This window comes from Variovorax paradoxus (genome assembly GCF_009498455.1).
In the GTDB taxonomy this organism is placed as follows: domain Bacteria; phylum Pseudomonadota; class Gammaproteobacteria; order Burkholderiales; family Burkholderiaceae_C; genus Variovorax; species Variovorax paradoxus_H.
Window position 1 is genome coordinate 3,677,954 of record NZ_CP045644.1, and the last position, 22,613, is coordinate 3,700,566.

The following is a 22,613-nucleotide window of genomic DNA, read 5'->3' on the forward strand; positions in this document are numbered from 1 at the left end:
CTCGCGGCGCCTAAATCCTCAGCGGCTTTTCAAAGGCCGCTTGCCCCCATCCCAGCCTTCCCCCGGGAGGGGAAGGAGCAGTACCAAAACGAACACTTACTCGTCGTGGGTGTCGTGCGTCGCAACCGCACCGCGACGCCAGTAACCCGACGCCCGAACCCACTTCGGGTTCGCACCGCGCTCGCCCACGAGGTGTGCACGCAGCGTCTTCGCAATCGCTGATTCGCAACCGACCCACGCATGGAAATCGCCAGCTGGCAGTTCCATCGTTTTCAGCGTATCGACCAGCACCGGGCTCAGCCCCGGCGCCGCGCCTTGGCGGTGTACCCAGCGCAGCGTGAGGTCGGCCTGCGTCTCGAAGGGAATCTCGTCGGCTGCGCTGTCGACTTCCGCCAGCACCACCACGCGTGCACCAGCCGGCAGTTCGGCCAGGCGGCGTGAGATCGCGGGCAGGGCGGTGTCGTCGCCGATCAGCAGGTGCCAGTCGAATTCGGTCGGCACGATGAACGAGCCGCGCGGGCCGCCCACGCCCACGATGTCGCTAGGCTTGGCCTGCTCGGCCCACTGCGTGGCGGGGCCGGCGTCGTGCAGCGCGAAGTCGATCTCCAGCGTGTTGGCTTGCGCGTCGTGGCGGCGCGGCGTGTAGTCGCGCATGGCCGGGCGTCCGCCTTCGGGCCACACCGGGCCGTCGGGGCCGACGGTCGGCAGCGTGAGCTGGCCGGTGGTGGCATCGGGAAAGAACAGCTTCGCGTGGTCGTCGAAGCCGGGGCTCGTGAAGCCTTCGAGCGCGTCGCCGGTCAGCGTGATGCGGATCAGGTGCGGCGTCACGCGCTGCACGGTCTTTACCGTGAGTTGGCGAAAGCGCAGTTCGTGGCGCACGCGGCGCGGCGTGCGGTCGGGCGTGTCGGAAGAAGAGGAAGTGGTGGTGGTGAAGTCGGTCATTTCAGGTGGATTCAGATGCGTTCGAGCTGTTGTGCGGCGCTGTCGAGCACCGCGGCGAATTCGTGGGCTTGTTGTTCGGTGAGGGGGGCGCCGCCGAGGCGCAGGCGCATCGCGAGCTTGAGGTTCTCGATGGCGCGGGTGACTTGCGGCGGCCGTCCGGCACGCGGGCCGGCGCCGTCCACGCCGCCCGCCATGCGGGCCATCATGGCGTCGGCCGTCTCGCGGTTGGCGGCCAGAAACTCCTGGCCGCTCGGCGTGATGCTGTAGCGCTTGCGACCGCCGACGTCGGCGGTTTCCACGCTCAGGTAGCCGAGTTCTTCCAGCAGCGTGAGCGTCGGGTAGACCACGCCGGGGCTCGGCGCGTAGGTGCCGCCCAGGCGGTCTTCGATGGCCTTGATGAGTTCGTAGCCGTGCGAGGGCTTGTCGGCAATGAGCTGCAGCAGCACGAAGCGCAGCCCGCCATGGCCGAACACCCGGCCCGCGCCGCCGCCGCGTCCGCCGCGCAGCCCGCGGCCGCCCCCCGAGAGGCCGTCGTCGTGTTCGCCGCGCGGGGCGTGGCAATGGTGAGGGTGGTGCGGGGCGTGGTGGGAGTGGCGCATGGGGTTGTCTTTCTTGATCGTGTCTGAAACTATTCTAGATATATCGAAATAGAAATGAAAAGTCGCCCCCTGAGACGACCCTGTCCGTCGCAGGGGCTCTGCGGCGTGGCCCCGGCGGGCTACAGCGGGCGCACGGGCGCCGCGCGCGCAATCAGGCGGATCTGCTCGAAATCCAACCGGTCCAGCGCCTGGCGAAGCGTCAGCACCATCGGCTGGCTGTGCGCCTCGGCGGCCAGCCGGTTCACCCATTCGTGCAGGTCGCTCCAGCGCCCGTCGCGGGCCAGCGCTTCGAGCTCGTCCTTCTGCGCCGGCGACAGCGGCGTCAGCACCGGCAACTGCCGGCGGCGCGCCCTGGGCTTCAGGCGCGGAATGGGTGCGGCGATGGGTTCCGGCAACGGCGGCGCAGGCACATCCGACGCTGACGAAGGCGCCGGCTCCGTCGACAGCGAGAAGACCACGCGCGTACCGGTCCCCATGCCGCTGTGGATCGCCAGCTGCCCGCCCATCCGCTGCACGATGCGCTGTGCAATCACCAGCCCGAGGCCGCCGCCCGCCATGCTCGGCGCGTTGTCGGCCAGCAGGCGGGTCATGCGGTCGAGCGTGTCGGTGTCGATGCCCGTGCCGCTGTCGGTCACCTCGAAATGCAGCTGCCACGCATCGCCGACGGCGGCGGGCAGGGCGTGCACGCGCAGCGCGATCGTTCCGTTGCGCGTGAACTTGGCCGCGTTCGAAAGCAGGTTCAGCACCACCTGCTGCAGGCGCTTGCCGTCCAGGCGGACCATGGCCGGAAGCGCGCCGTCGATCGTCAGTTCGAAGCTGTTGTGCTGCCGTTGCGCGAGCGCGTCCGCGTACTGCGCGACGTTGTCGACCAGCGTGCGCAGCTGCACCGGCTGCGGCTCGACGGCCAGCGGCGCGAGTTCGCCCTTGGCGTAGTCGACCAGGTCATCGATGAGCTCCAGCTGGTAGCCCGCGCTGCGCTCGATGGCGGCCAGCCGCTCGGGCGCGGGCATGTCGCCGGCGTCCTGCATCAGCCTCAGGTTGCCCAGGATGGTGGCCACCGGCGCGCGCAGGTCGTGGCTGATGTAGGCCAGCAGCTCCTTCTGCTCGCGCGTGCGCTGTTCGGCCTGGCCCAGCGCCTCGCTCAGGGCGCGGGTCTTGCGCACCACTTCTTCTTCGAGCCGCTGCTGTTCCTGGGCCTGCCACGCCAGCAGCGTCTGCTGCGCCGCGTTGCGTTGGCGCGTCTCCTGGAACGAACACGCCGTGATCGCGAACGCGCCGACCAGCATGCCCGGGAACGCCAGCGCATCGTGGTCGAAGTCGGACATCGAGCGCTCCGCGAACATCAGCGCCGACATGCGCATGAGCGCGCCCACGCAGATCACGAGCATCACCAGCAGCGACAGCCGCCCGCCCGGGCCGGCGCGCCGCTGGTAGATGAAGGTGCAGACCGTCAGCGCGAGCACGATCAGCGGCGCGTTCACCATGCCGATGGACGCGAAGGTCGCGTAGGGGCCGAACAAGGTGCCCAGCATCACGACGATTTCGACAGCGGCCAGCACGAACAGCAGCGGGCGCCCCGGCACGCGCATGGGGCTCTGGCGGCTGCGCTCGTGAAAGTACAGCAGCAGGCACAGCGCCGTGGCCGCCACCATCACGCTGTGCCCGCGGTAGCTCCAGTCGGTGCTGTTCGGCCACAGCGCGATGCGCGCATAGCCCCGGTAGGTGGCCTCGTACAGCGCCAGCAGCGCAAAGCTGCCGGCCTGGAACGCGAGCATCGGCGCGCGCGAAATCCACCACAGCGCGGCCGAATAAACCGCAAAGGCCAGCAGCCCGCCCATCAGCAGGCCGCTCAGCAGCGCATGGTTGCGTTCGATGTGATGCCACGCCTCGTCGGTGTGCAGCTCCAGCACCAGCTTGATCTGGCCCGTGCTCATCACGCGCACCAGCACCTGCACCGATTCGCCCGGCTGCAGGTCGATCTGCAGCTGCGGAATGCGGTCGTAGCGGTGCGTGGCGTCCATCGGGTCGGACACGCCGGCCTGCGCGTGCGTCCATGCGGGCTGCCCATTGCGCGTGCGCAGCAGGTGAAAGTCGACGTGCCGCAGCCACGTCACGTTGAGTCCGAGGCGCGCCGTGCGGACCTCCGGCGCATCGTTGACGAGCGACAGGCGCAGCCAGACCGCCGATGTCGAGAACCCGCGCATCAACTGGTCGGGCGTGGCGGGCGCGAACCCGTTCGCGCCACCGCTCGGCAAGGCGAGCACCTCGCTGGCCGACAGGCGGGCCGAGGGGTCTTCCAGCACCTCGACCGTCTGTTCGACGGCGAGGTTGCCCCGGGTCAACGCGCTGAACGCGATTGCTTCCGCTGCACCGGCTGCACAGGCCCACAGCCACAAGGCGAGGCCCAGCAGCGAGCAGCTGGCCCACCGGGGGCCTGTGCGCAGCGGACGCATCGCGCGTCAGGTGCCCGAGCGCTCGACACCGGCCTGGCGGCAGGCGGAGGGCGTGCAGTCGAAGTACTCGCGAAACGCCGTCGCGAAATTCGCGGCGCTCGAGAACCCCACCGCAGCGGCGATCTCTTCGATGCGCATCGCCGATTCGAGCAGCAGGCGCTGCGCCTCGTGCAGCCGTGCCTCGCGCACGAACTCGAACACCGTGCGGTTCGCCAGCTCCTTGAACACGCGCGACAGGCGCTTCTCGTGCGTGCCCACGCGCGCCGCCAACTCGCGCAGCGGCAACACGCGGCTCAGGTCGGCCAGGATGAGTCGTTCGGCTGCCTGCATGAGCGCGCGGTCCATGCCCGAGCCCGGCGCGCCGCCGTCGTTCGCAGCGGGCTGGTCGGGCGGTGGCAGTGGTTCCGCTTCAGGCGCGCTGCGCGCCCTGCGGGATTCCGCCAGCGCCAGGTGAATTTCGACGCGGGCCATCACCTCGGCCGGGTCGAAGGGCTTCACGATGTAGTCGACCGCACCGGCCCGCAGGCCCGTCAGGCGTTCTTCCACGCTGGCCGACGAGGTCACGAAGATCACCGGAATGTCCGCCGTGGCCGGGTCGGCCTTCAGCAGGCGGCATGCAGCAAAGCCGTCGGTGCCGCCCAGGCGCACATCCAGCAGCACCAGGTCCATCTGCAGTGTCGTCGCGCGCCGGTAGCCCTCCATCGCATCGAAAGCGAGCGTGATGCGGTAGCCGGTGCCCCGCAGCGTTTCCAGCAGGAGCTTGAGTTCGTCAACGTTGTCGTCGACCACCAGAAGATGAGCGCTCCGGGGCTCCGGAGGGGACCAATAAGACATGAAAAAGAAGGGCGACGGCACAGCGGCGGCACGCCCGTGGCTTCGCACAATGTAACCAAGGAATTAATTTGGTAATCATTGTCACAAAATTTGCAAACTCATCCAATGACTGCCATTCATTCCTGATCGCTCTGCTTGCCAGGCGTGCAAGTGGCGCCAAACGGGTGGCATGCGGCGGCTTCTGAAACGGCCGTTTTCAGAGGGGAAGCAGGGTGCTGAATGCGGAAAATCCGGCATTTTCGGTATTGCAGGAAATAACCGCGCCGATTCCGCCCATCAAAAGAAATGGACGGCCTGGCAAAAGCCAATAAGCCAAAAGACCGCGCGCCCCACTTTCCTTGACCCGCGAATTAACGAATTTCTCTCGTCAATCGTGTGAAGTATTCGACGTTCGCACACGTTTGTGAACATTTGTCCGCCGCGGCAAAAGCCGCAGCCTCTCCGGCAAAAGTCTGGGCCACCCCTCGCACCAAGAATCCCGCCCCATGCAAGCGCAAGCCTGTGTGGGACCCGCACCGGGTCTCGCCGGCAAGTCCTCGAGAGACGCAAGCGGCGCTCGAGATTTCCCAATGTGTGCGGCCCGGGCTGTTCGTCGAAAGCGACGGCGCCCCCGGGGTCTGGAATCAAGAAGCAAGGACAAATCATGGAAGCTGTTTACAAGTCTGGTGGCGCGTCGGTCCGCAAAGCGGCGGCAGAAACCCCTCTGGTTCTGGATCGCCCGTCGATCGTCTCGCTGAAGATCGCGCCCGAGAGCGTGCTCAAGTTCGAGCGCCGCGGCGACGACCTCGTGCTCGTGCTGCGCGACGGGCAGGAAGTCGCCGTGCGCGGCTTTTTCGCCGAGTACCCCGACGGCGGCCGCAACGACCTCGTGCTCGAAGACGGCGCCGGCGTGCAGTGGTGGGGCCAGTACACCGCGCCCTGGAAAGACTTCCACTTCACCGAGATCGAGTGGGACGACGCCGGGGGGGCGCTGCTGCCCGACGGTGTGCCCGGCTGGCTGCTGGGCGCGCTCGGCGTGCTGGGCGTCGGTGCCGCCGCGAGCGGTGGTGGGGGCGGCGGCGGTGGCGGCCCGGCCTTCATCCCGCCGCTGCTTCCTCCGCAGAACCGCGGCCCCGAAGGCAAGGCCGAGCCCGTCGTCACCGAGCAGGACAAGCCCGTGACCGGGCAAGTGCAGGCGACCGACCCCGACCGTGACGCGCTGAACTACACCGTCGTCAAGGGCCCCGAGCACGGCACCGTCACCGTCGACCCGTCCACCGGCCAGTTCGTCTACACGCCCAAGCCCGGCTACGAAGGCCCCGACAGCTTTGAAGTGACCGTCAGCGACGGCAAGGGCGGCACCAGCACCGTGAAGGTGCCCGTGACCGTCTCGCCCGTCAACGACGCGCCCACCGCGCCCGACTACGCCGAAACCACGAACGAAGACACACCCGTGAGCGGCCGTGTGACCGGCAGCGACATCGATAGCGGCGACACGCTGACCTACACGAAGGGCAGCGATCCGGCGCATGGCACGGTGACGGTGAACCCGGATGGCACGTACACGTACACGCCGAACCCGGACTTCCATGGCACGGACAGCTTCACCGTGACGGTGAGCGATGGCAATGGCGGGACGACGACGAGCACGGTGACGGTGACGGTTGATCCGGTGAACGATGCGCCGAAGGCGCCCAACTACACAGAGTCCACCGACGAAGACACGCCTGTCAGCGGAAGCGTGATCGGCACTGACGTCGATGGCGATGCGCTGACGTATGTGAAGGGCAGCGATCCAACCAACGGCACGGTCACGGTCAATCCCGATGGCACCTATGTTTACACGCCGAATCCGAATTTCAACGGCACTGACACGTTCACCGTGACGGTGAGCGATGGCAACGGCGGAACGGTCACCAGCACCGTGACGGTCACGGTCGACCCGGTGAACGATGAGCCGACGGCACCGAACTACACCGAGACCACGAACGAAGACACGCCGGTCAGCGGCAAGGTGACGGGCGCTGACCTGGATGGCGATGCGTTGACCTACGTCAAGGGCAGCGATCCTTCCAACGGCACCGTGGCCGTCAACCCCGATGGCACCTACACGTACACGCCGAACCCGAACTTCAACGGCACCGACACGTTCACCGTGACGGTGAGCGACGGCCACGGTGGCACGACGACGAGCACCATCACGGTCACTGTCGATCCGGTCAATGACGCGCCGACGGTGCCCGACTACACCAAGACGACGAACGAAGACACGCCAGTCAGTGGCCAAGTCGTCGGCAGCGACGTCGACGGCGACACGCTCACGTACGCGAAGGACAGCGACCCAGCGCACGGCACGGTCACGGTCAACGCCGATGGCACATACACCTACGTCCCTGGCGCGAACTTCAACGGCACCGACAGCTTCACCGTGACGGTGAGCGACGGCCACGGCGGCACGACCACCAGCACGGTGAACGTGACCGTGAACCCGGTGAACGATGCACCGACGGCGCCGAACTACACCGAGACCACGAACGAGGACACGCCGGTTAGCGGGAAGGTGATCGGCAGCGACGCTGATGGCGACACGCTCACCTACGTGAAGGGCAGCGACCCAGCGCACGGCACTGTCACGGTCAACCCCGACGGCACGTACACCTACGTTCCCGGCGCCAACTTCAACGACACCGACAGCTTCACCGTGACGGTGAGCGACGGCCACGGCGGCACGACCACCAGCACGGTGAACGTGACCATCAACCCGGTCAATGACGCACCCACGGTGCCCAACTACACCAAGACCACGAACGAAGACACGCCAGTCAGTGGCCAAGTCGTCGGTAGCGACGTCGACGGCGACACGCTCACGTACGTGAAGGGCAGCGACCCAGCGCACGGCACGGTCACGGTCAATGCCGATGGCACCTACACCTACACCCCCGGTGCGAACTTCAACGGCACCGATAGCTTCACGATCACTGTCAGCGACGGCCATGGCGGCACCACCACAAGTACGGTGAACGTGACCATCAACCCGGTCAACGACGCACCGACCGCGCCCAACTACAACCTGTCCACGGACGAAGACACGGTCGTCGGTGGCAAGGTGATCGGCAGCGATATCGATGGCGACACGCTGACGTACACCAAGGGCAGTGATCCCGCGCACGGCACGGTCACGGTCAACGCCGATGGCACGTACACCTACGTCCCCGGTGCGAACTTCAACGGAACCGACAGCTTCACCGTGACGGTGAGCGACGGCCACGGCGGCACGACCACCAGCACGGTGAACGTGACCGTCAACCCGGTGAACGATGCACCGACGGCCCCTGACTACACCAAGACGACGAACGAAGACACGCCGGTCAGCGGCCAAATCGTCGGAAGCGATGCTGATGGCGACACGCTGACCTACACGAAGGGCAGCGATCCCGCGCACGGCACGGTCACAGTCAACGCCGATGGCACGTACACGTACACGCCGGGCGCCAACTTCAACGGCACCGACAGCTTCACGGTGACGGTGAGTGATGGCAAAGGTGGGACGACGACCAGCACAGTGACGGTCACGATCGATCCGGTCAACGACGCCCCCACGGCCCCCGACTACACCAAGACGACGAACGAAGACACGCCGGTCAGCGGCCAAGTGACTGGCAGCGACGTCGATGGCGACACGCTCACCTACGCGAAGGGCAGCGACCCGGCGCATGGCACGGTGACTGTCAATGCCGACGGCACGTACACCTACACCCCCGGCGCGAACTTCAACGGCACCGACAGCTTCACCGTGACGGTGAGCGATGGCCACGGCGGAACGACCACCAGCACCGTGACGGTCACGATCGATCCGGTCAACGATGCGCCGACGGTGCCGAACTACGCCGAGACGACAGACGAAAACACGCCCGTCAGCGGCCAGGTCGTCGGCAGCGATATCGACGGCGATACGCTGACGTACACCAAGGGCAGCGATCCGACGAACGGCACCGTCACGGTCAACGCCGACGGCACCTACACATACACGCCTGACGCCAGCTTCAACGGCACCGACAGCTTCACTGTCACGGTGAGCGATGGCCATGGCGGCACAACGACCAGCACCGTGACGGTGACCATCGACCCGGTCAACGACGCACCGACGGCGCCCGACTACACCAAGACCACGAACGAAGACACGCCCGTCAGCGGCCAAGTCGTCGGCAGCGACGCCGATGGCGACACGCTGACCTACACCAAGGGCAGCGATCCAGCGCACGGCACGGTGACGGTCAACCCCGATGGCACCTACACGTACACGCCCACCGCCAACTTCAACGGCACCGACAGCTTCACCGTCACGGTGAGCGACGGCCAGGGGGGCACGACGACGAGCACCGTCAACGTGACCATCAACCCTGTCAACGACGCTCCCGTGTTCGTCGACGGTGGCGGCACGCCGGTGAACACGACAGACGGCTACGTCTTCGGCTACGACGAAAACCGCCCCGCAGGCACCGTGCTCGGCACGGTTCGCGCCACCGACGTCGACAGCGCGACCATCACCTACAGCATCCTCTCGGGCAACGACGACGGCTACTTCGCCATCGATCCGACCACGGGCGAGATCAGCCTCACACCGGCAGGCGCCGCGGCGTTCGTCAACGACTACGAAGCAGGCGCGAACGCGCACGCGCTCGTGGTCGGCGCGAACGACGGCACGGTCACCACGAACATCCCCGTCACGCTCAACGAGCAGAACGTCAACGAGGCACCGACGGCGCCCGGCGACAACAAGACCACGGACGAAGACACGCCGGTCAGCGGCACCATCGTCGGCAGCGATGTCGATGGCGACACGCTCACCTACGCCAAGGGCACCAACCCGTCGCACGGCACGGTGACGGTGAATGCCGACGGCACCTACACCTACGTTCCGGGCGCCAACTTCCACGGCACCGACAGCTTCACCGTCACGGTGAGCGACGGCCACGGCGGCACGACCACCAGCACGGTGAACGTCACCGTCAATCCGGTGAACGACGCGCCGTCGGCCACGGTGACCAACGCAGAAGTCGTCTCCGAAGGCAGCCTGCCCGGCGGCATTCCGGCTGCGGGAGAACCACCGGTGCAATCGACCGGCACCATTTCCATCGCGGACCCGGACAGCGCAGCCAGCGATCTGGCGGTGTCGCTCAGCGGCCCGAACGGCGTCACCTCCGGCGGCCAGCCGGTGACGTGGACCTGGGACGCGGGCACGCACACCCTCACGGGCAGCGTCACTGTCGGCGGCGTCACCACCGAGGTGATGACCGTGGCCGTGGGCAACGTCACCGCCACGGGCGCGGGGCTGTTCGAGGCGGGCTACACGGTCACGCTGAAGGCGCCGATCGACCACCTGCCGGGCAACGGCGAGGGCGTGTCGAACCTGCACTTCGAAGCCGTGGTGAGCGATGGCCAGGCCAGCGGCGCGCCGGTGGGCTTCGAGGTGCCCGTCAAGGACGATGCGCCGGTGCTCGTGAACGGCGAACAGGCCGTCGACGTGGCGCCGATCAACACGAACCTGATGGTGGTCCTCGACCTCTCCGGGAGCATGGGGCTGGAAACCCCGACACGCCTCAGCCGTGCGAAAGAGGCCGTTCAGAACCTGATCGACGGTTACGACCAGTACGGCGACGTGCGGGTGCAGCTCGTCACCTTCAGCACGACCGGGCAGGCGCAGCAGGCCTGGATGACGGCGGCCGAGGCCAAGACGCTGGTGCAGAACCTGCAGGCCAGTGGCAGCACCAACTACGACGCTGCCTTGGCTGCAGCGATGAACGGCTTCTCGGCCACCGGCAAGCTGGACGGCGCCCAGAACGTGTCCTACTTCCTCACGGACGGCGAGCCGACCCTGGGCGACGGCAACCCCGACCAGCTCGGGAACAGCAGCAACAACAACGCGGCTGACAAGGGCATCCAGGCGGCGGAAGAAGCGATCTGGAAGAACTTCCTCACCACCAACCACATCAACTCGTTCGCGCTGGGCCTGGGTTCCAGCCTGGGCCCGACGGAGCAGGCCTTCATCGACCCCATCGCCTACAACGGCAACACCGGCACGAACACCAACGGCAAGATCGTCACCGACACCAGCCAGCTGAACGACATGCTGCAAGGCACGATCAGCGTGCCGCCCACCGTCAGCAACCTGCTGACCGGCGGCCTCGGTGGCTCGTCGGGCTTCGGTGCCGACGGCGGCCATGTGTCCACGCTGAGCATCGACGGCACCAGCTACGCCTTCGACAGCAACACGGGCCTGATGACGAAGACGGGCCCCGCCGCCGGCAGCGACTACAGCTACAACGCGGCGACGCACCAGGTCACCATTGCCACGGCGCAGGGCGGCAAGCTGGTCGTGGACTTCGACTCGGGCGAATTCAGCTACCAGGTGGCACCGCGCACCAGCAGCTCGCAAAACTACGACGAGACCCTCAGCTACCAGGTGGTCGACCGCGACGGTGATGCGAGCAATACGGCCACGCAGACGCTGCATGTCAACTACACGCCCGGCGCGGGTACAACGACAGCGGCCGCGCTCTTCAGCTCGGCCGACTCGCTGGGGCTGGCCGGCGTCGACGAAGTGACGGTGTCGATCGAGCAGCAGCAACAGCAGGATGCGCCGCATTTCCCCTTCGGCGACAGCCCATGGGGAGGCATGCAGCTGTCCGACATGCTGCAAGGCTTCGGCGGTGCCGAGTCACTGCATGCGCTGCTGCAGGCCGCGTTCCCGCCGGCCTTCGGTGGCACGCAGGCATCGCCCTCGGCGCTGGCCCTGGCGTCGTCGGCCGATTCGCTCGCGGCCTACGCACCGCCCGTAGCCCCTTCGCTCGATGACGAGCTTCACATGGGCCTCGCGCTTCACCACTGACCGACCGGCGTGCCGGCGCCGCCTGCGGCGTCGGCACCTTGTTCGCACGGTGTCGCCCGTTCTTACGCATGCATTTTTCTCGTCTCCTTCCGTCCGCCGCCGCGGGCGCATTTCTTCTGCTCGCCGGCACGGCGGCGCTTGCGCAAGCGGGCACCGCCACCCCGCTGGGCATGACCGAGGCCGTGCGCCTGGCCGCCACCTCGCACCCGACCGTGCGCAATGCCGTCGGGCAGGCGCTGCAGGCGGGTGAGGGCATTGCGGCCGCGCGCTCGGGCTACTACCCGCAGGTTAGCGCAGGCCTGAGCGCACGCACGGGCAACCGCCAGCTCCAGACCGACGGTCGCCGCCAGGTGCACCAGGCCTCGCTGTCGGTGACCCAGCTGCTGTACGACTTCGGCAAGGTGTCGAGCGCCGTGAACGAGGCCGAGGCGTCGGCCACGGCCGCGCGCGCCAAGCTGCTCGTGGCGGTCGACGACGTGGTGCGCGATACCGCGCAGGCATGGATCGAAGTGCATCGCCAGCAGGCGCTCGGCGAAATCGCGCAGGCCCAGGTGAAGGGTGTGCAGTCGCTGGCCGGCCTCGTGGGCGAGCGCCAGGCCAAGGGCGCCACCAGCCAGTCCGACGTGGCACAGGCGCAGTCGCGCCTGGAGGCCGCGCGTGCGCAGCAACTCAACACCGCGTCGCAAGCCGAGCGCTGGCGCCTCAACCTCATGCATTTGACCCAGGGCCGCATGCCGGTCGACATCGCCGGCGAAGCGTCGGCGCCGCTCGCGAGCGCCTGCGCCGCGCACCCGCAGACGGCCTTGCCCGCACCGACCGTGCAGATGGCGCAGGCCGAGCGCGACATGGCGCAGGCCGCACTGCGCGGTGCCGATGCCCAACTGCTGCCCACGCTGTCGCTCAACGCCGGCGTCAACCGGGGGCTCGAATCGGGCGCGCGGCTCGCCGGCCAGTCCGCCACCGAAAGCACGCTCACCGTCAACTTCAGCGCGCCGCTGTACGAAGGCGGGCGCAGCCAGGCCCGCCAGCGCGCCGCCGTGCACGCCGTCGAAGCGGCCGAGGCCGCGCTGGGCTACGCACAGCTCAGCGTGCGGCAGCGGCTTGAAGACGCGCGCGTGCAATCGCAAGGCCACGCGCAGCGCCTGCCCGTGCTCGCCGCGCGCGTGCACAGCACGCAGCGCACGCGCGACCTGTACCGCGAGCAGTACCTGCAGCTGGGCACGCGCTCGCTGCTCGACCTGCTCAATGCCGAGCAGGAGTTCCACGGCGCGCGCTTCGAGCAGGCCGAGAGCGCGCACGAAGTGCAGCGGCTCGCGGTCGAGTGCCTGTACCAGTCGGGCCGCCTGCGCGAGGCCTTCGGGCTGGTCGATGCGGGCGACCTCGTCGCCGGAGGCCAGCCATGACCGCCACCACCATGCCCGAGCTTGCTGCCGCGCGCGGCCCCGAACTGCTCTCCGGCTGGGTCGATGCCGTGCTCGCCGTGGCCGCCCACTACCACCTCGACACCTCGCGCGAGCGCATCCGCGGCGCTGTCGCATGGAGCGACCACGAAGACATCGGCGAGCGCGTGCGCCAGATGGCCCGCCAAGCCGGACTCACCGTGCGCCAGGTCGCACCGCGTCTGGACACCCTGAGCCCCTGGCGCCTGCCCGTGGTGCTGCAACTGCGCGACGGGCAGGTGGCCGTGGTCACCGCCATCTCGGCGCAGGGCCTGCGCGTGATGCTCGGTGGCGACCAGGGCGCAGAAACCGTCTGCACGATCGACGAGCTGCAACCCACGCTCGAAGCCATGGCCGTGCTGCGGCCCGCGCAATCGGCGCCCGACTCGCGCGTCGACGCTTACATCCGCCCCGTCGAGCCGCACTGGCTGCGCCAGATCGTGCTGGCCGACTGGCGGCCCTACGCGCACATCCTCGTCGCGTCGCTCGCCTACAACCTGATGGCGCTGGCCGGCACCTTGTTCTCGATGCAGGTGTACGACCGCGTCGTGCCCGCGCAGTCGCTGCCCACGCTGCATGTGCTGTTCGGCGGCGTGCTGCTGTCGATCGTGTTCAGCTGGGTCATGCGCGGCGCGCGCATGCGCATCACCGACGTGGTGGGCAAGCGCGCCGACCTGCGCATTTCGGACCGCGTGTTCGGCCACGCGCTGCGCGTGCGCGGCTCGGCACGCCCGCGCGCCACCGGCACCTTCATCTCGCAGCTGCGCGAGCTGGAGCCCGTGCGCGAAATGCTCACGTCGACGACCGTGGCGGCCGTGGCCGACCTGCCGTTCTTCTTCGTGTTCTGCGTGCTCTTCTGGTTCATTGCCGGCTGGCTCGTGCTGGTGCCGCTGGCCGCGTGCGTGCTGCTGCTCGTGCCCAGCCTGCTGGCGCAGCCGCGCCTGCGCGCGCTGGCCCAGGCAGGCATGCGCGAATCGTCGCTGCGCAACGCCATGCTGGTCGAGGCCGTGCAAGGCATCGACGACATCAAGGTGCTGCAGGCCGAGCCGCGCTTCCAGAACCAGTGGAACCACTACAACGCAGTCAACGCCGACTCGGGCCTGCAACTGCGCGCGCTGCTCAACACCCTGAGCAACTGGACACAGACCGTGCAGGGCGGCGCCTTTGCCTTCGTCGTGTTCTTCGGCGCGCCGCTGGTCATGGACGGCCACATGAGCACCGGCGTGCTCGTGGCCGCATCGATTTTGTCGACCCGCATGCTCGCGCCGCTGGCCGGCGTGACGCAGGTGCTCAACCGCTGGCAGCAGGCCAAGGTGGCCGGCGAGTCGCTCGACCAGCTCATGAAGCTGCCGGTCGACCATCCGCCGAACGAGACGCGCGTGCACCGGCCCGCCGTGCAGGGCGACTACACGCTGCGCGACACTGTCTTCAGCCACGACGGCCAGACCACCGCGCTGCATGTGAAGGCGCTGCACATCGGTGCCGGCGAACGCATTGCCGTGCTCGGGCGCAACGGCGCGGGCAAGTCGACACTGCTGCAAGCGCTGTCGGGCCTCATCGAACCGCGTGCGGGCAGCGTGGTGCTCGACGGCGTGTCGATGGCCCACATCGACCCCGCCGACGTGCGCCGCGACGTCGGCCTGCTCGCGCAAGACGCGCGCCTGTTCCACGGCACCCTGCGCGAGAACCTGCAGATGGGCACGCCCCACGCCACCGACGCCGAATTGATTGCGGCCCTGCAAGCCACCGGCGCCTGGGCCTTCGTGCGCCGCCTGCCCACCGGGCTGGACCATCCGCTGCTCGAAGGCGGGCGCGGCCTCTCGGGCGGACAGCGCCAGAGCCTGCTGCTCGCGCGGCTCATGCTGCGCCGCCCCAGCGTGCTGCTGCTCGACGAGCCCACCGCCTCGCTCGACGAAGTGGCCGAGCGCGAAGTGATCGAACAATTGCGCGCGCTGTCCGCAGGCCGCACGCTGGTGCTGGCCACGCACCGCCCGGCCGTGCTCGAGGCGGTCGACCGCATCCTCGTGGTGGACGGCGGCGCCGTCGTGCTCGACGGGCCGCGCGACCAGGTGATGGCGCGGCTGCGCCAGGGCGCGGCGGCATCGCGCGAGACCGCGGCCCCCGCAGGCCATGGCAAGGAGACGCAGGCATGAACGCCGTGACATTGACCAAGGCACAAATGCAGGCACAGACGCAGTCACCCGCCGTCTCCACTGCCACCGTGTGGGGCCCCGGCGGCGCCGACGACTTCGACGAGGCCCGCGCCAGCGGCTCCGCACGCGTCGTGTGGTTCGTCGCGCTCTTTCTGCTCGCGTTCTTCGTGTGGGCCTGGTGCTTCGAGATCGACGAGGTGTCCAGCGGCATGGGCAAGGTGATTCCCAGCTCGCGTGAGCAGCGCATCCAGTCGCTCGAAGGCGGCATCCTCGCCGAGCTGCGCGTGCACGAAGGCCAGATCGTCGAGAAGGGCGAGGTGCTTGCGCAGCTCGACCCGACGCGCGGCGAATCGAGCGTGGAAGAAACCGCCGCGCGCTACCGCGCCGCACTGGCCAGCAGCGTGCGCCTGCGCGCCGAGGTGGAAGGGCGCAGCACCCTGCAGTTCCCCGCCGAGCTGAAGGCGCACGCGCAACTGGTCGATTCCGAAAGCGCGCTCTTCCGCTCGCGCCAGGGCAGCTTGCGCGACACCACGGCCGGCCTGGGCCAGGCGCTTGCGCTCGTGCGCAAAGAGCTCGACATCACGCGCTCACTGCAGGTGAGCGGCGCGGCCAGCAACGTCGAACTCATCCGCCTGCAACGCCAGGCTGCCGACCTGGAGCTGAAGATTTCCGAGGCGCGATCGAACTACATGGTGCGCAGCCGCGAAGAACTGGCCAAGGCCGATGCCGAGGTGAAGTCTTTGTCGTCCGTGGTGCGCGGGCGTGCCGACTCGCTCGAGCGGCTCACCTTGAACTCGCCCGTGCGCGGCATCGTCAAGAGCTTGCAGGTCACCACCATCGGCGGCGTCGTGCCGCCCAACGGCTCGCTGCTGACCCTCGTGCCGCTGGACGACCAGCTGCTGGTCGAGGCGCGCATCTCGCCGCGCGACATCGCCTTCATGCGGCCCGGGCAGGAGGCGCAGATCAAGATCACCGCCTACGACTACGCCGTGTACGGCGGCCTCAAGGGCCGCGTGGTGACCATCGCGCCCGACACCCAGCGCGACGAGGTCAAGCCCGAGATCGTGTACTACCCCGTGCTCGTGCGCACCGACTCCGACGCGCTCACCGACAAGGCCGGCCGCCGCATGCCCATCGTGCCCGGCATGGTGACCACCGCCGACATCCGCACCGGCCGCAAGACCGTGTGGGACTACCTGACCAAGCCGCTGAACAAGGCGCGCGAAGCCATGCGCGAGCGCTGACCCGCGCGCGCTCATTTCTCCACAAGCCCATCTGAAACCCATCTGACCCAAGAGGACGCTAGCCATGAAAAAGACCCCGCACGCATCACCCGCCGTTGCCACCTTCGTGCTCGCCGCCGCACTGCTCGGCGCCGCGACAACTGCCGTGGCCCGCGACAACCCCGTGGACCCCGTGAGCAACCCCGACAAGCTGGACTACCGCGACGTCGAGGCGCGCCGCCCCGACTTCAAGGAACCCTTTCTGCGCGACGGCGTGGTGTCGCGGCCCGAGCGCTTTCGCGAGATCAAGCCCGGCCTCAACCAGGCCCAGGTGCTCGCCGTGCTCGGCCAGGCGCTGAAGCAAGAGCGCGGCGCGCGCGGCACCGAGTGGGACTACCACTTCAAGTTCCAGATGCCGCAGTCGGCCAACTACCTCGTGTGCCAGTACAAGGTCGTGTTCGACGACAGCCAGGCCGTGCGCAGCGCCGTGTGGCGCCGTCGGCAATGCCTGGATCTGGTACCGCGCTGAGCCCGTCGCCAGCAGCAGCAACAACAGCAACATCGGTCAGCAGCCCATGCCTCGCGACGCCACGCGCGCGCCCCGTCCCTACGAGGCCTTCGTGTACGGCAACTCCGCCGACGAGCCGACGCGGCTGGCCGAGCGTTGCCTGGAGGTGATCGAGGGCACGCTGAAAAGCGTCGACCGCGTCGTGGCCTGCCTGCGCGCCGCCGAGCTGGAACACGGCATCGGCATCCCGGCCATGACGCGCGCGCAGATCACCGACGCCGCCGAATGGCACCGCGCCAAGCTGCAGGGCCTGCTGGCCGTGAAGCTGCAGCTCACGAACCGAGGCGGCGACCTTCATCTGGTGGACGACCTGCACCTGGTCGTGCGGCTCAAGTCGCGCCTCACCGCGCCCGGCGGCTTTCTGCCGGGGCTGTACCACCGCATGCCCCATGCCTGATGTGGGTGGCCCGGCCGTCGCGGTGGATGCGGCCCGCTGCAGGGGGCTGTGTCTTCTTCTTGCGTTCAACGACGACGCCTGCACGGCCGCCCCGGGAGGCGCGCCGTGATCCGCCGCACCAAGCGCTTTCGCAGAAACCTCTACCGGTTGAGCAATGTGGCGCTGTGGTTGTTACTCGGTCTCGTCGCTGTCCTGGCGATTGGCGTGCTGATGGGCTGAAGTACCGATCAGGCCGACAATCTGGCCGTGCTGAGTCCCCCATATGAACGACTAGCCGATCGGAAAAGAAAAAATGAACTTGAGTCTGGGAACCGCGGCCTTCTTCACTGCGCTGTTGGAAGCTGTCCTTGCCGCCGGCATGTGGGCGTTGTGGGCGAGGGGACGAGCCCGCTATCTCATTCATTGGGGCTTTGGATTCTTCGTCTTCGGAGTCGGTGCTTTGCTCCTCACTTTGCGGGGGCGAATCCCGGATTTTCTATCCATCCTCGTCGGGAATCTCTGCTTAACACTGAGCTCAATCCTGCTGTACGTAGGTATCTGCGTGTTCTTCGACCGACGCCGGTCGTGGTTGCCGTGGATGGTGGGAGTGTTGAGCTCGGAGGTCGCACTGCTGGCGTACTACTCCTACGGTTCATATGACACCTCGGCACGCGTGTACGTGTATAGCGTGGCCCAAACGCTGATCGCCCTGATGATGCTTCAGACACTGTTCGCAGTGAATCGTGGACGAGGAGAGCGCTTCAAGCCGGAAGTCGCCGCTGTGGCTTTGGTGGCATTGGCGGCACTGGTGGCTCACAGCGCACGCTTGGTCGGCACGCCTTTTTTCCCTGTGCCGCAAGATTTTCTGGCTTCAGGGGATTTCCAGGTCTTGTTTGCCTTCGGTCTTCAGTTGATTCACGTCGGGTATGCCATTGCGTTCGGCAACATGCACGCGTCCGCGTTGCATGAAGAACTGCGAACGGCACTCGCGGACGCCGAAGCAAAGGACCGACAGAAAGTTGAAATCCTGGGCTACGTCAGCCACGACTTGCGCGCACCGCTTGCGACGATCAGCGGATACTCCTCGCTCTTGCTCGCCAACGCGAACCAAGGGCAACGCAAGCATCTGCTAGCCATCCAGCGCGGCGTCAAATATCAACTCAACCTGATCGACGAACTGCTGGAATATGCCAAGGCCGAACTGCAACCTTTGGCTATTCAACCGCTCACTACCGACCTGCCGCTTCTGCTGGACAACATCTCCGAATACGGAGTCGCCCTGTGTTCGCAACAGAACAACGGCTTTCGCTATCAGCCCTCAACTCGAATTCCCCAACGGATCAACATCGACGGAAAACGCTTGCAGCAGGTGCTGTTGAATCTGTTGTCCAACGCCGCCAAGTTCACGCGCGATGGTCTGGTGACTCTCTCTGTCACGGCCCGGAAAGAGGGGGCAACCTGTACCTTGAATTTCGCTGTCAGTGACACAGGCATTGGCGTCGACCTGAACCAGAATGCCGACATTTTTTCCGCGTTCCAGCAGGTACAAGCCGCAAGTGGCAGCAGCGGGCTGGGCCTGTTCATCGTGCGGCGCATTGTCGAGGCCATGGGTGGGTCCCTGAGCGTGACCAGTGTCTACGGCCAAGGTGCCACGTTTTCTTTCGTACTCTCTGCGCCGACCGATGAAGCTGACGCAGATTGGGTCGTCGTCGAGCAGCGGGAGATGGAACCCGCTGGGTCTTCATCGATGCCCGCGATGCCCCGAAATCTCATGCCGGAGGATCGAGCTCTGGACGAGCTCGCAGGCCTGGCGCTCCAGGGACGCTTCACCGATATTGAGCATTGGGTTGCGCACCATGCCGATCAAGTCGCCCATGCTGCGTTCATTGCCCGGCTTCTTGACTTGCTGGAGCAGTTGGACTTCCGCGGGATTCACGGGTTGGCGCTGAGTGGCAGAAGTGATCCGAATACATGAATCAGGCATGCGCCTGCATGACTCGCCGGAGCATGTGCTGAAGGTGCTCTGTCTGAGGCACAAGCCGAGACCTGGGGCGGCGCCCATATAAGGCCTTCCTTCGCGGTCGGCCCCGAGCCGAACCTCGCTTCGCCTCGTCTCCGGTGAAGCCCAAAAACCGGGGCACCTCAGATATCTCGTCGATTCGAGGAATCCTCGACGAATTCTTTTCTCTTGCGCGGCTTCGCTTCCCTACAGTGAATGCCCCCGCGACAAGACGGCCCGCTGTAGCGGCCGACGAACCCCGTGAAAGGAACGCCTTCTCCCCATGCATCCATTGATCGATTGACGAGCGAATGAATGAACCGCCTTGCCTCACGGCGGGTGTCGATGCCTCTTTGTGAGCAGCGACACGAATGTGAGGCACAAAAGGCGACGGCCAGGGTGCGTGAACACCCTGACCGTCTAACCAAAAGACGTGCACAACTTGTACAAGGAGCACACCAAATGGCTGAGCAAATTATCGCTGGGCGTTCAACGCCCAAATCTTCCCGCCGCACACGCGGCGCGGCATCCGGCACCCCCACAGGCGAAGACGCCCGAGACCTCCTCGAAATCAAACTGGCCCAGCTGAACTCCCTGCTGTGGTGCTGCTATGGCGACGGCAACGGCTGGTTCGAGGAAGCCGGAGAGAAACACCGGGATCACATGCTGTGGATCGCGGCGGATCTGGCGCGGGAGGCGGAGAGGTTGTTGGGGAGAGTGGGGGGGTAGGGGCGCTGTTGCTCGCCGCTGTGTCTTTGTGGCCGGCGGCGGCTCACTTTCCCATCTCCTTCAGCGTAGCAAGGGCCGGGTGTCGCCCGCTCCTCGATCGAGGTTTGATCGTTTTGCAGCGATAGCTGCCAATCGTCTCGGCTAATCCAATAGGAGCTATCAGCCCCAAAGAGACATTCGCCGGATAGTGCAATGTAATCAATGTAAGCGTCTGATACAGTGGCGCGCATGGGCTAGGCCTAGATCGGGAAGCGCTGTTGTTCATGGCAGCTTGCCGGCCGAAAAAACTAAATCGTAGTCCCATTGAATTCCAAGAAATACGAACGAGGAGGACAAGAAAATGTGGCATGACATCGAGGCAAAGGTTGATCTACTCAACTTCGGATTGGTCGCGAATGCAGCGACAAATCTGATCAAGGATGCCGGCGATATGCCGGTCACCATTGGAATATCCGGTGGATGGGGCGCCGGCAAATCGACTCTTGTGAAGCTTGTTCAGGCCCAATTGGAACAAAGCACAAAAAAGGACGACGAAAACTCCCCATACATCCTCATGGAGTTCAACGCGTGGTTGTATCAGGGCTACGAAGATGCTCGCCAAGCGCTACTCCAAGCAGTCTCAGACCGACTTGTCGAAGAAGCAACGAAGCGGAAAACGTTCGTCGACAAGGCGATGGACTTTGCCAAGCGCGTCAAGCTACTCAAGGTAGGTCGAATCGCCGCACCGGTGGTTGCGCATGTTGCTGTCGGCACGCTCGGAGCGGGCCCCCTTGGAGCCCTGTTCGGCGCAGTCAGTGGCCTTGTACAGGGATTCGCCGATGAAAACAGGCGCGCGGAAAGCCTAAAGGCAGTCCAAGAGGCCTACGCAGAGCTCTCGCCCGAACTCAAAGAAGTGATTGGAGAAAAGAAGGACGCGTCTTTGCCCAAGGAAATTGAGGGGCTGCGCCAGGCATTTGCCGACCTCTTGGAAAAGCTCAATGTCCGCTTGGTCGTCTTTGTCGACGATCTCGATCGATGCCTCCCTACAACGGCTATCGGCACGCTGGAGGCCATGCGGCTGTTGCTGCATGTCCCACGGACCGCCTTTCTGATTGCCGCCGACGAAAGCATGATTCGTGGCGCGGTTCGGGCTCACTTCAAAGGCGTGGAGATCGAAGAAGGGCTTGTCACTAGCTACTTCGATAAGCTCATCCAGATTCCGTTGCGCGTCCCGCGCCTTGGTATTAGTGAGGTCAAGGCATATCTCGCGCTCCTGCTGACTGACCTCGCTGTGCGCAAAGGGAAGCTTTCAAGGGAGGCTCAGTCAGCTGGACAGGCAGAGGTTCTTAAGCTGCTAAAGAAGTCGTGGTCAAAGGGCATTTCACGCGAGCTTCTTGATCAGGCGTTCAAACCTGAAGAGGCAGCGGTAGCCAAGGAATTGGATATCGCCGATCAGCTAGCGCCTCTGCTCGTGACATCCGCCGAAATTGCCGGCAATCCACGTCTCATCAAGCGATTTTTGAACAACATCATGATTCGGCTGACCATCGCCGAAGAAATGGAGATGCCGCTTGCCCTGGAGGCGCTGGTCAAGGTTCAGCTGTTCGAACGTTGCGCATCGAGTGCTGCATTCGAATTTCTGACCAAATCGGTGGCCGAAAATCCAGACGGCAACGCAGAGTTTCTAAACGCAGTGGAGGACGCCGCGCAAAAAGCCGAGAAGTACGAGCCGCCACACCCATCGTGGACCGGCCCCTTCTACGAGCAGTGGCTCAAGCTCGCTCCGCGTCTGGCAGGCAAAAATCTACAGCCAATCTTGCATCTCAGCCGCGACCGCAGCTTGGGTTTGGCTGCCTACGACGAACTATCTGCTCAAGCCAAGAAGGTGTTGGAAGCAATCATGGAGGCGACTGAACGGTCCGCATTGCTTGTCAATCAGCTCAAAGCCCTCGGTGAAGGAGATGTTTCTCGAATACTCAATCGTGCGATTCGAAAAGGTCGCGAGAACCAGTGGGAGTTTGAGGACATCGTGCGATGCCTTCATTGCACCGAATCTCATCCGGCGATGGGACTTCAGCTAGCACCGGCGCTCTACGAGGTCCCAGGCAACAAGCGCAGTGTGGCGCTCATTCCCCTGCTCAAATCGCTTCCGTGGGCAGCTGCTCTGTTGCGAGACTGGGAAGACGATCCAGAGACGGACGAGAAGGCGCGCAAGTACCTGCAAAAACAAAAGAAAGAGGTCAAATAATGGGGACCTCCACATCCAGTTTGGGGCCGGGCAGTGGCGTGAGCTTGGACCCGCCCTGGTTAGACGACGTTGTCGGCGGAATTGGTGGGAGCGGCACTGTCGCGCCAATTGACGTGAACCCTCCGGTCCCTCCTGCCGCTCCAACAGGCAGTGCCCCTCCAAATCGATACGGCGATGCCCGCCGTGAGTTCGGGAAGTTCGCC

Annotated in this window: 13 protein-coding genes; 9 read left to right on the plus strand and 4 right to left on the minus strand. The window is 65.9% G+C overall.

Going from position 1 to position 22,613, the window contains the following annotated elements; genetic code table 11:
• Window positions 1-96 precede the first annotated feature (96 nt).
• From GFK26_RS16835 to GFK26_RS16850, 4 genes are all read right to left on the minus strand, one after another.
• Window positions 97-942, minus strand: coding sequence for a siderophore-interacting protein (locus tag GFK26_RS16835; RefSeq protein WP_153282960.1), 846 nt, complete (start codon window positions 940-942; stop codon window positions 97-99).
• A gap of 11 nt (window positions 943-953) precedes the next feature.
• Complete coding sequence (locus GFK26_RS16840; RefSeq protein ID WP_153282961.1) at window positions 954-1,541, minus strand: PadR family transcriptional regulator; 588 nt, start codon at window positions 1,539-1,541, stop codon at window positions 954-956.
• A gap of 119 nt (window positions 1,542-1,660) precedes the next feature.
• On the minus strand, window positions 1,661-3,994 hold the full coding sequence (locus tag GFK26_RS16845; RefSeq protein ID WP_153282962.1) for a sensor histidine kinase: 2,334 nt from the start codon (window positions 3,992-3,994) through the stop codon (window positions 1,661-1,663).
• Between the two features lie 6 nt (window positions 3,995-4,000).
• Entirely contained in the window at window positions 4,001-4,828 is an 828-nt protein-coding gene (locus tag GFK26_RS16850) for a helix-turn-helix domain-containing protein (RefSeq protein WP_153282963.1), read from the minus strand.
• 643 nt (window positions 4,829-5,471) lie between these two features.
• Between GFK26_RS16850 and GFK26_RS16855 the strand changes: the two genes are divergently transcribed.
• The 9 genes from GFK26_RS16855 (at window position 5,472) to GFK26_RS16895 (ending at window position 22,410) form a co-directional block, all read left to right on the plus strand.
• Complete coding sequence (locus GFK26_RS16855; protein WP_153282964.1) at window positions 5,472-11,696, plus strand: tandem-95 repeat protein; 6,225 nt, start codon at window positions 5,472-5,474, stop codon at window positions 11,694-11,696.
• 68 nt (window positions 11,697-11,764) lie between these two features.
• A complete protein-coding gene (locus GFK26_RS16860) occupies window positions 11,765-13,099 on the plus strand; it encodes a TolC family outer membrane protein (RefSeq protein ID WP_153282965.1) in 1,335 nt (444 codons plus the stop codon).
• The gene (locus GFK26_RS16865; RefSeq protein WP_153282966.1) at window positions 13,096-15,288 is read left to right on the plus strand and encodes a type I secretion system permease/ATPase; all 2,193 of its coding nucleotides are present in this window, start codon (window positions 13,096-13,098) and stop codon (window positions 15,286-15,288) included. The genes GFK26_RS16860 and GFK26_RS16865 overlap by 4 nt, the downstream gene beginning before the upstream one ends.
• Entirely contained in the window at window positions 15,285-16,532 is a 1,248-nt protein-coding gene (locus GFK26_RS16870) for an HlyD family efflux transporter periplasmic adaptor subunit (protein ID WP_153282967.1), read from the plus strand. Before GFK26_RS16865 ends, GFK26_RS16870 begins: the two co-directional genes overlap by 4 nt.
• Window positions 16,533-16,596: 64 nt before the next feature.
• Window positions 16,597-17,040, plus strand: coding sequence for an outer membrane protein assembly factor BamE domain-containing protein (bamE, locus tag GFK26_RS16875; RefSeq protein ID WP_153282968.1), 444 nt, complete (start codon window positions 16,597-16,599; stop codon window positions 17,038-17,040).
• Window positions 17,041-17,086: 46 nt separating this feature from the next.
• On the plus strand, window positions 17,087-17,476 hold the full coding sequence (locus GFK26_RS16880) for a hypothetical protein (protein ID WP_153282969.1): 390 nt from the start codon (window positions 17,087-17,089) through the stop codon (window positions 17,474-17,476).
• Window positions 17,477-17,768: 292 nt separating this feature from the next.
• Window positions 17,769-19,430, plus strand: coding sequence for a sensor histidine kinase (locus GFK26_RS16885; RefSeq protein ID WP_153282970.1), 1,662 nt, complete (start codon window positions 17,769-17,771; stop codon window positions 19,428-19,430).
• A gap of 486 nt (window positions 19,431-19,916) precedes the next feature.
• On the plus strand, window positions 19,917-20,183 hold the full coding sequence (locus GFK26_RS16890; protein WP_153282971.1) for a hypothetical protein: 267 nt from the start codon (window positions 19,917-19,919) through the stop codon (window positions 20,181-20,183).
• A 340-nt stretch (window positions 20,184-20,523) separates the two neighbouring features.
• Entirely contained in the window at window positions 20,524-22,410 is a 1,887-nt protein-coding gene (locus GFK26_RS16895) for a KAP family P-loop NTPase fold protein (protein WP_153282972.1), read from the plus strand.
• Window positions 22,411-22,613 lie beyond the last annotated feature (203 nt).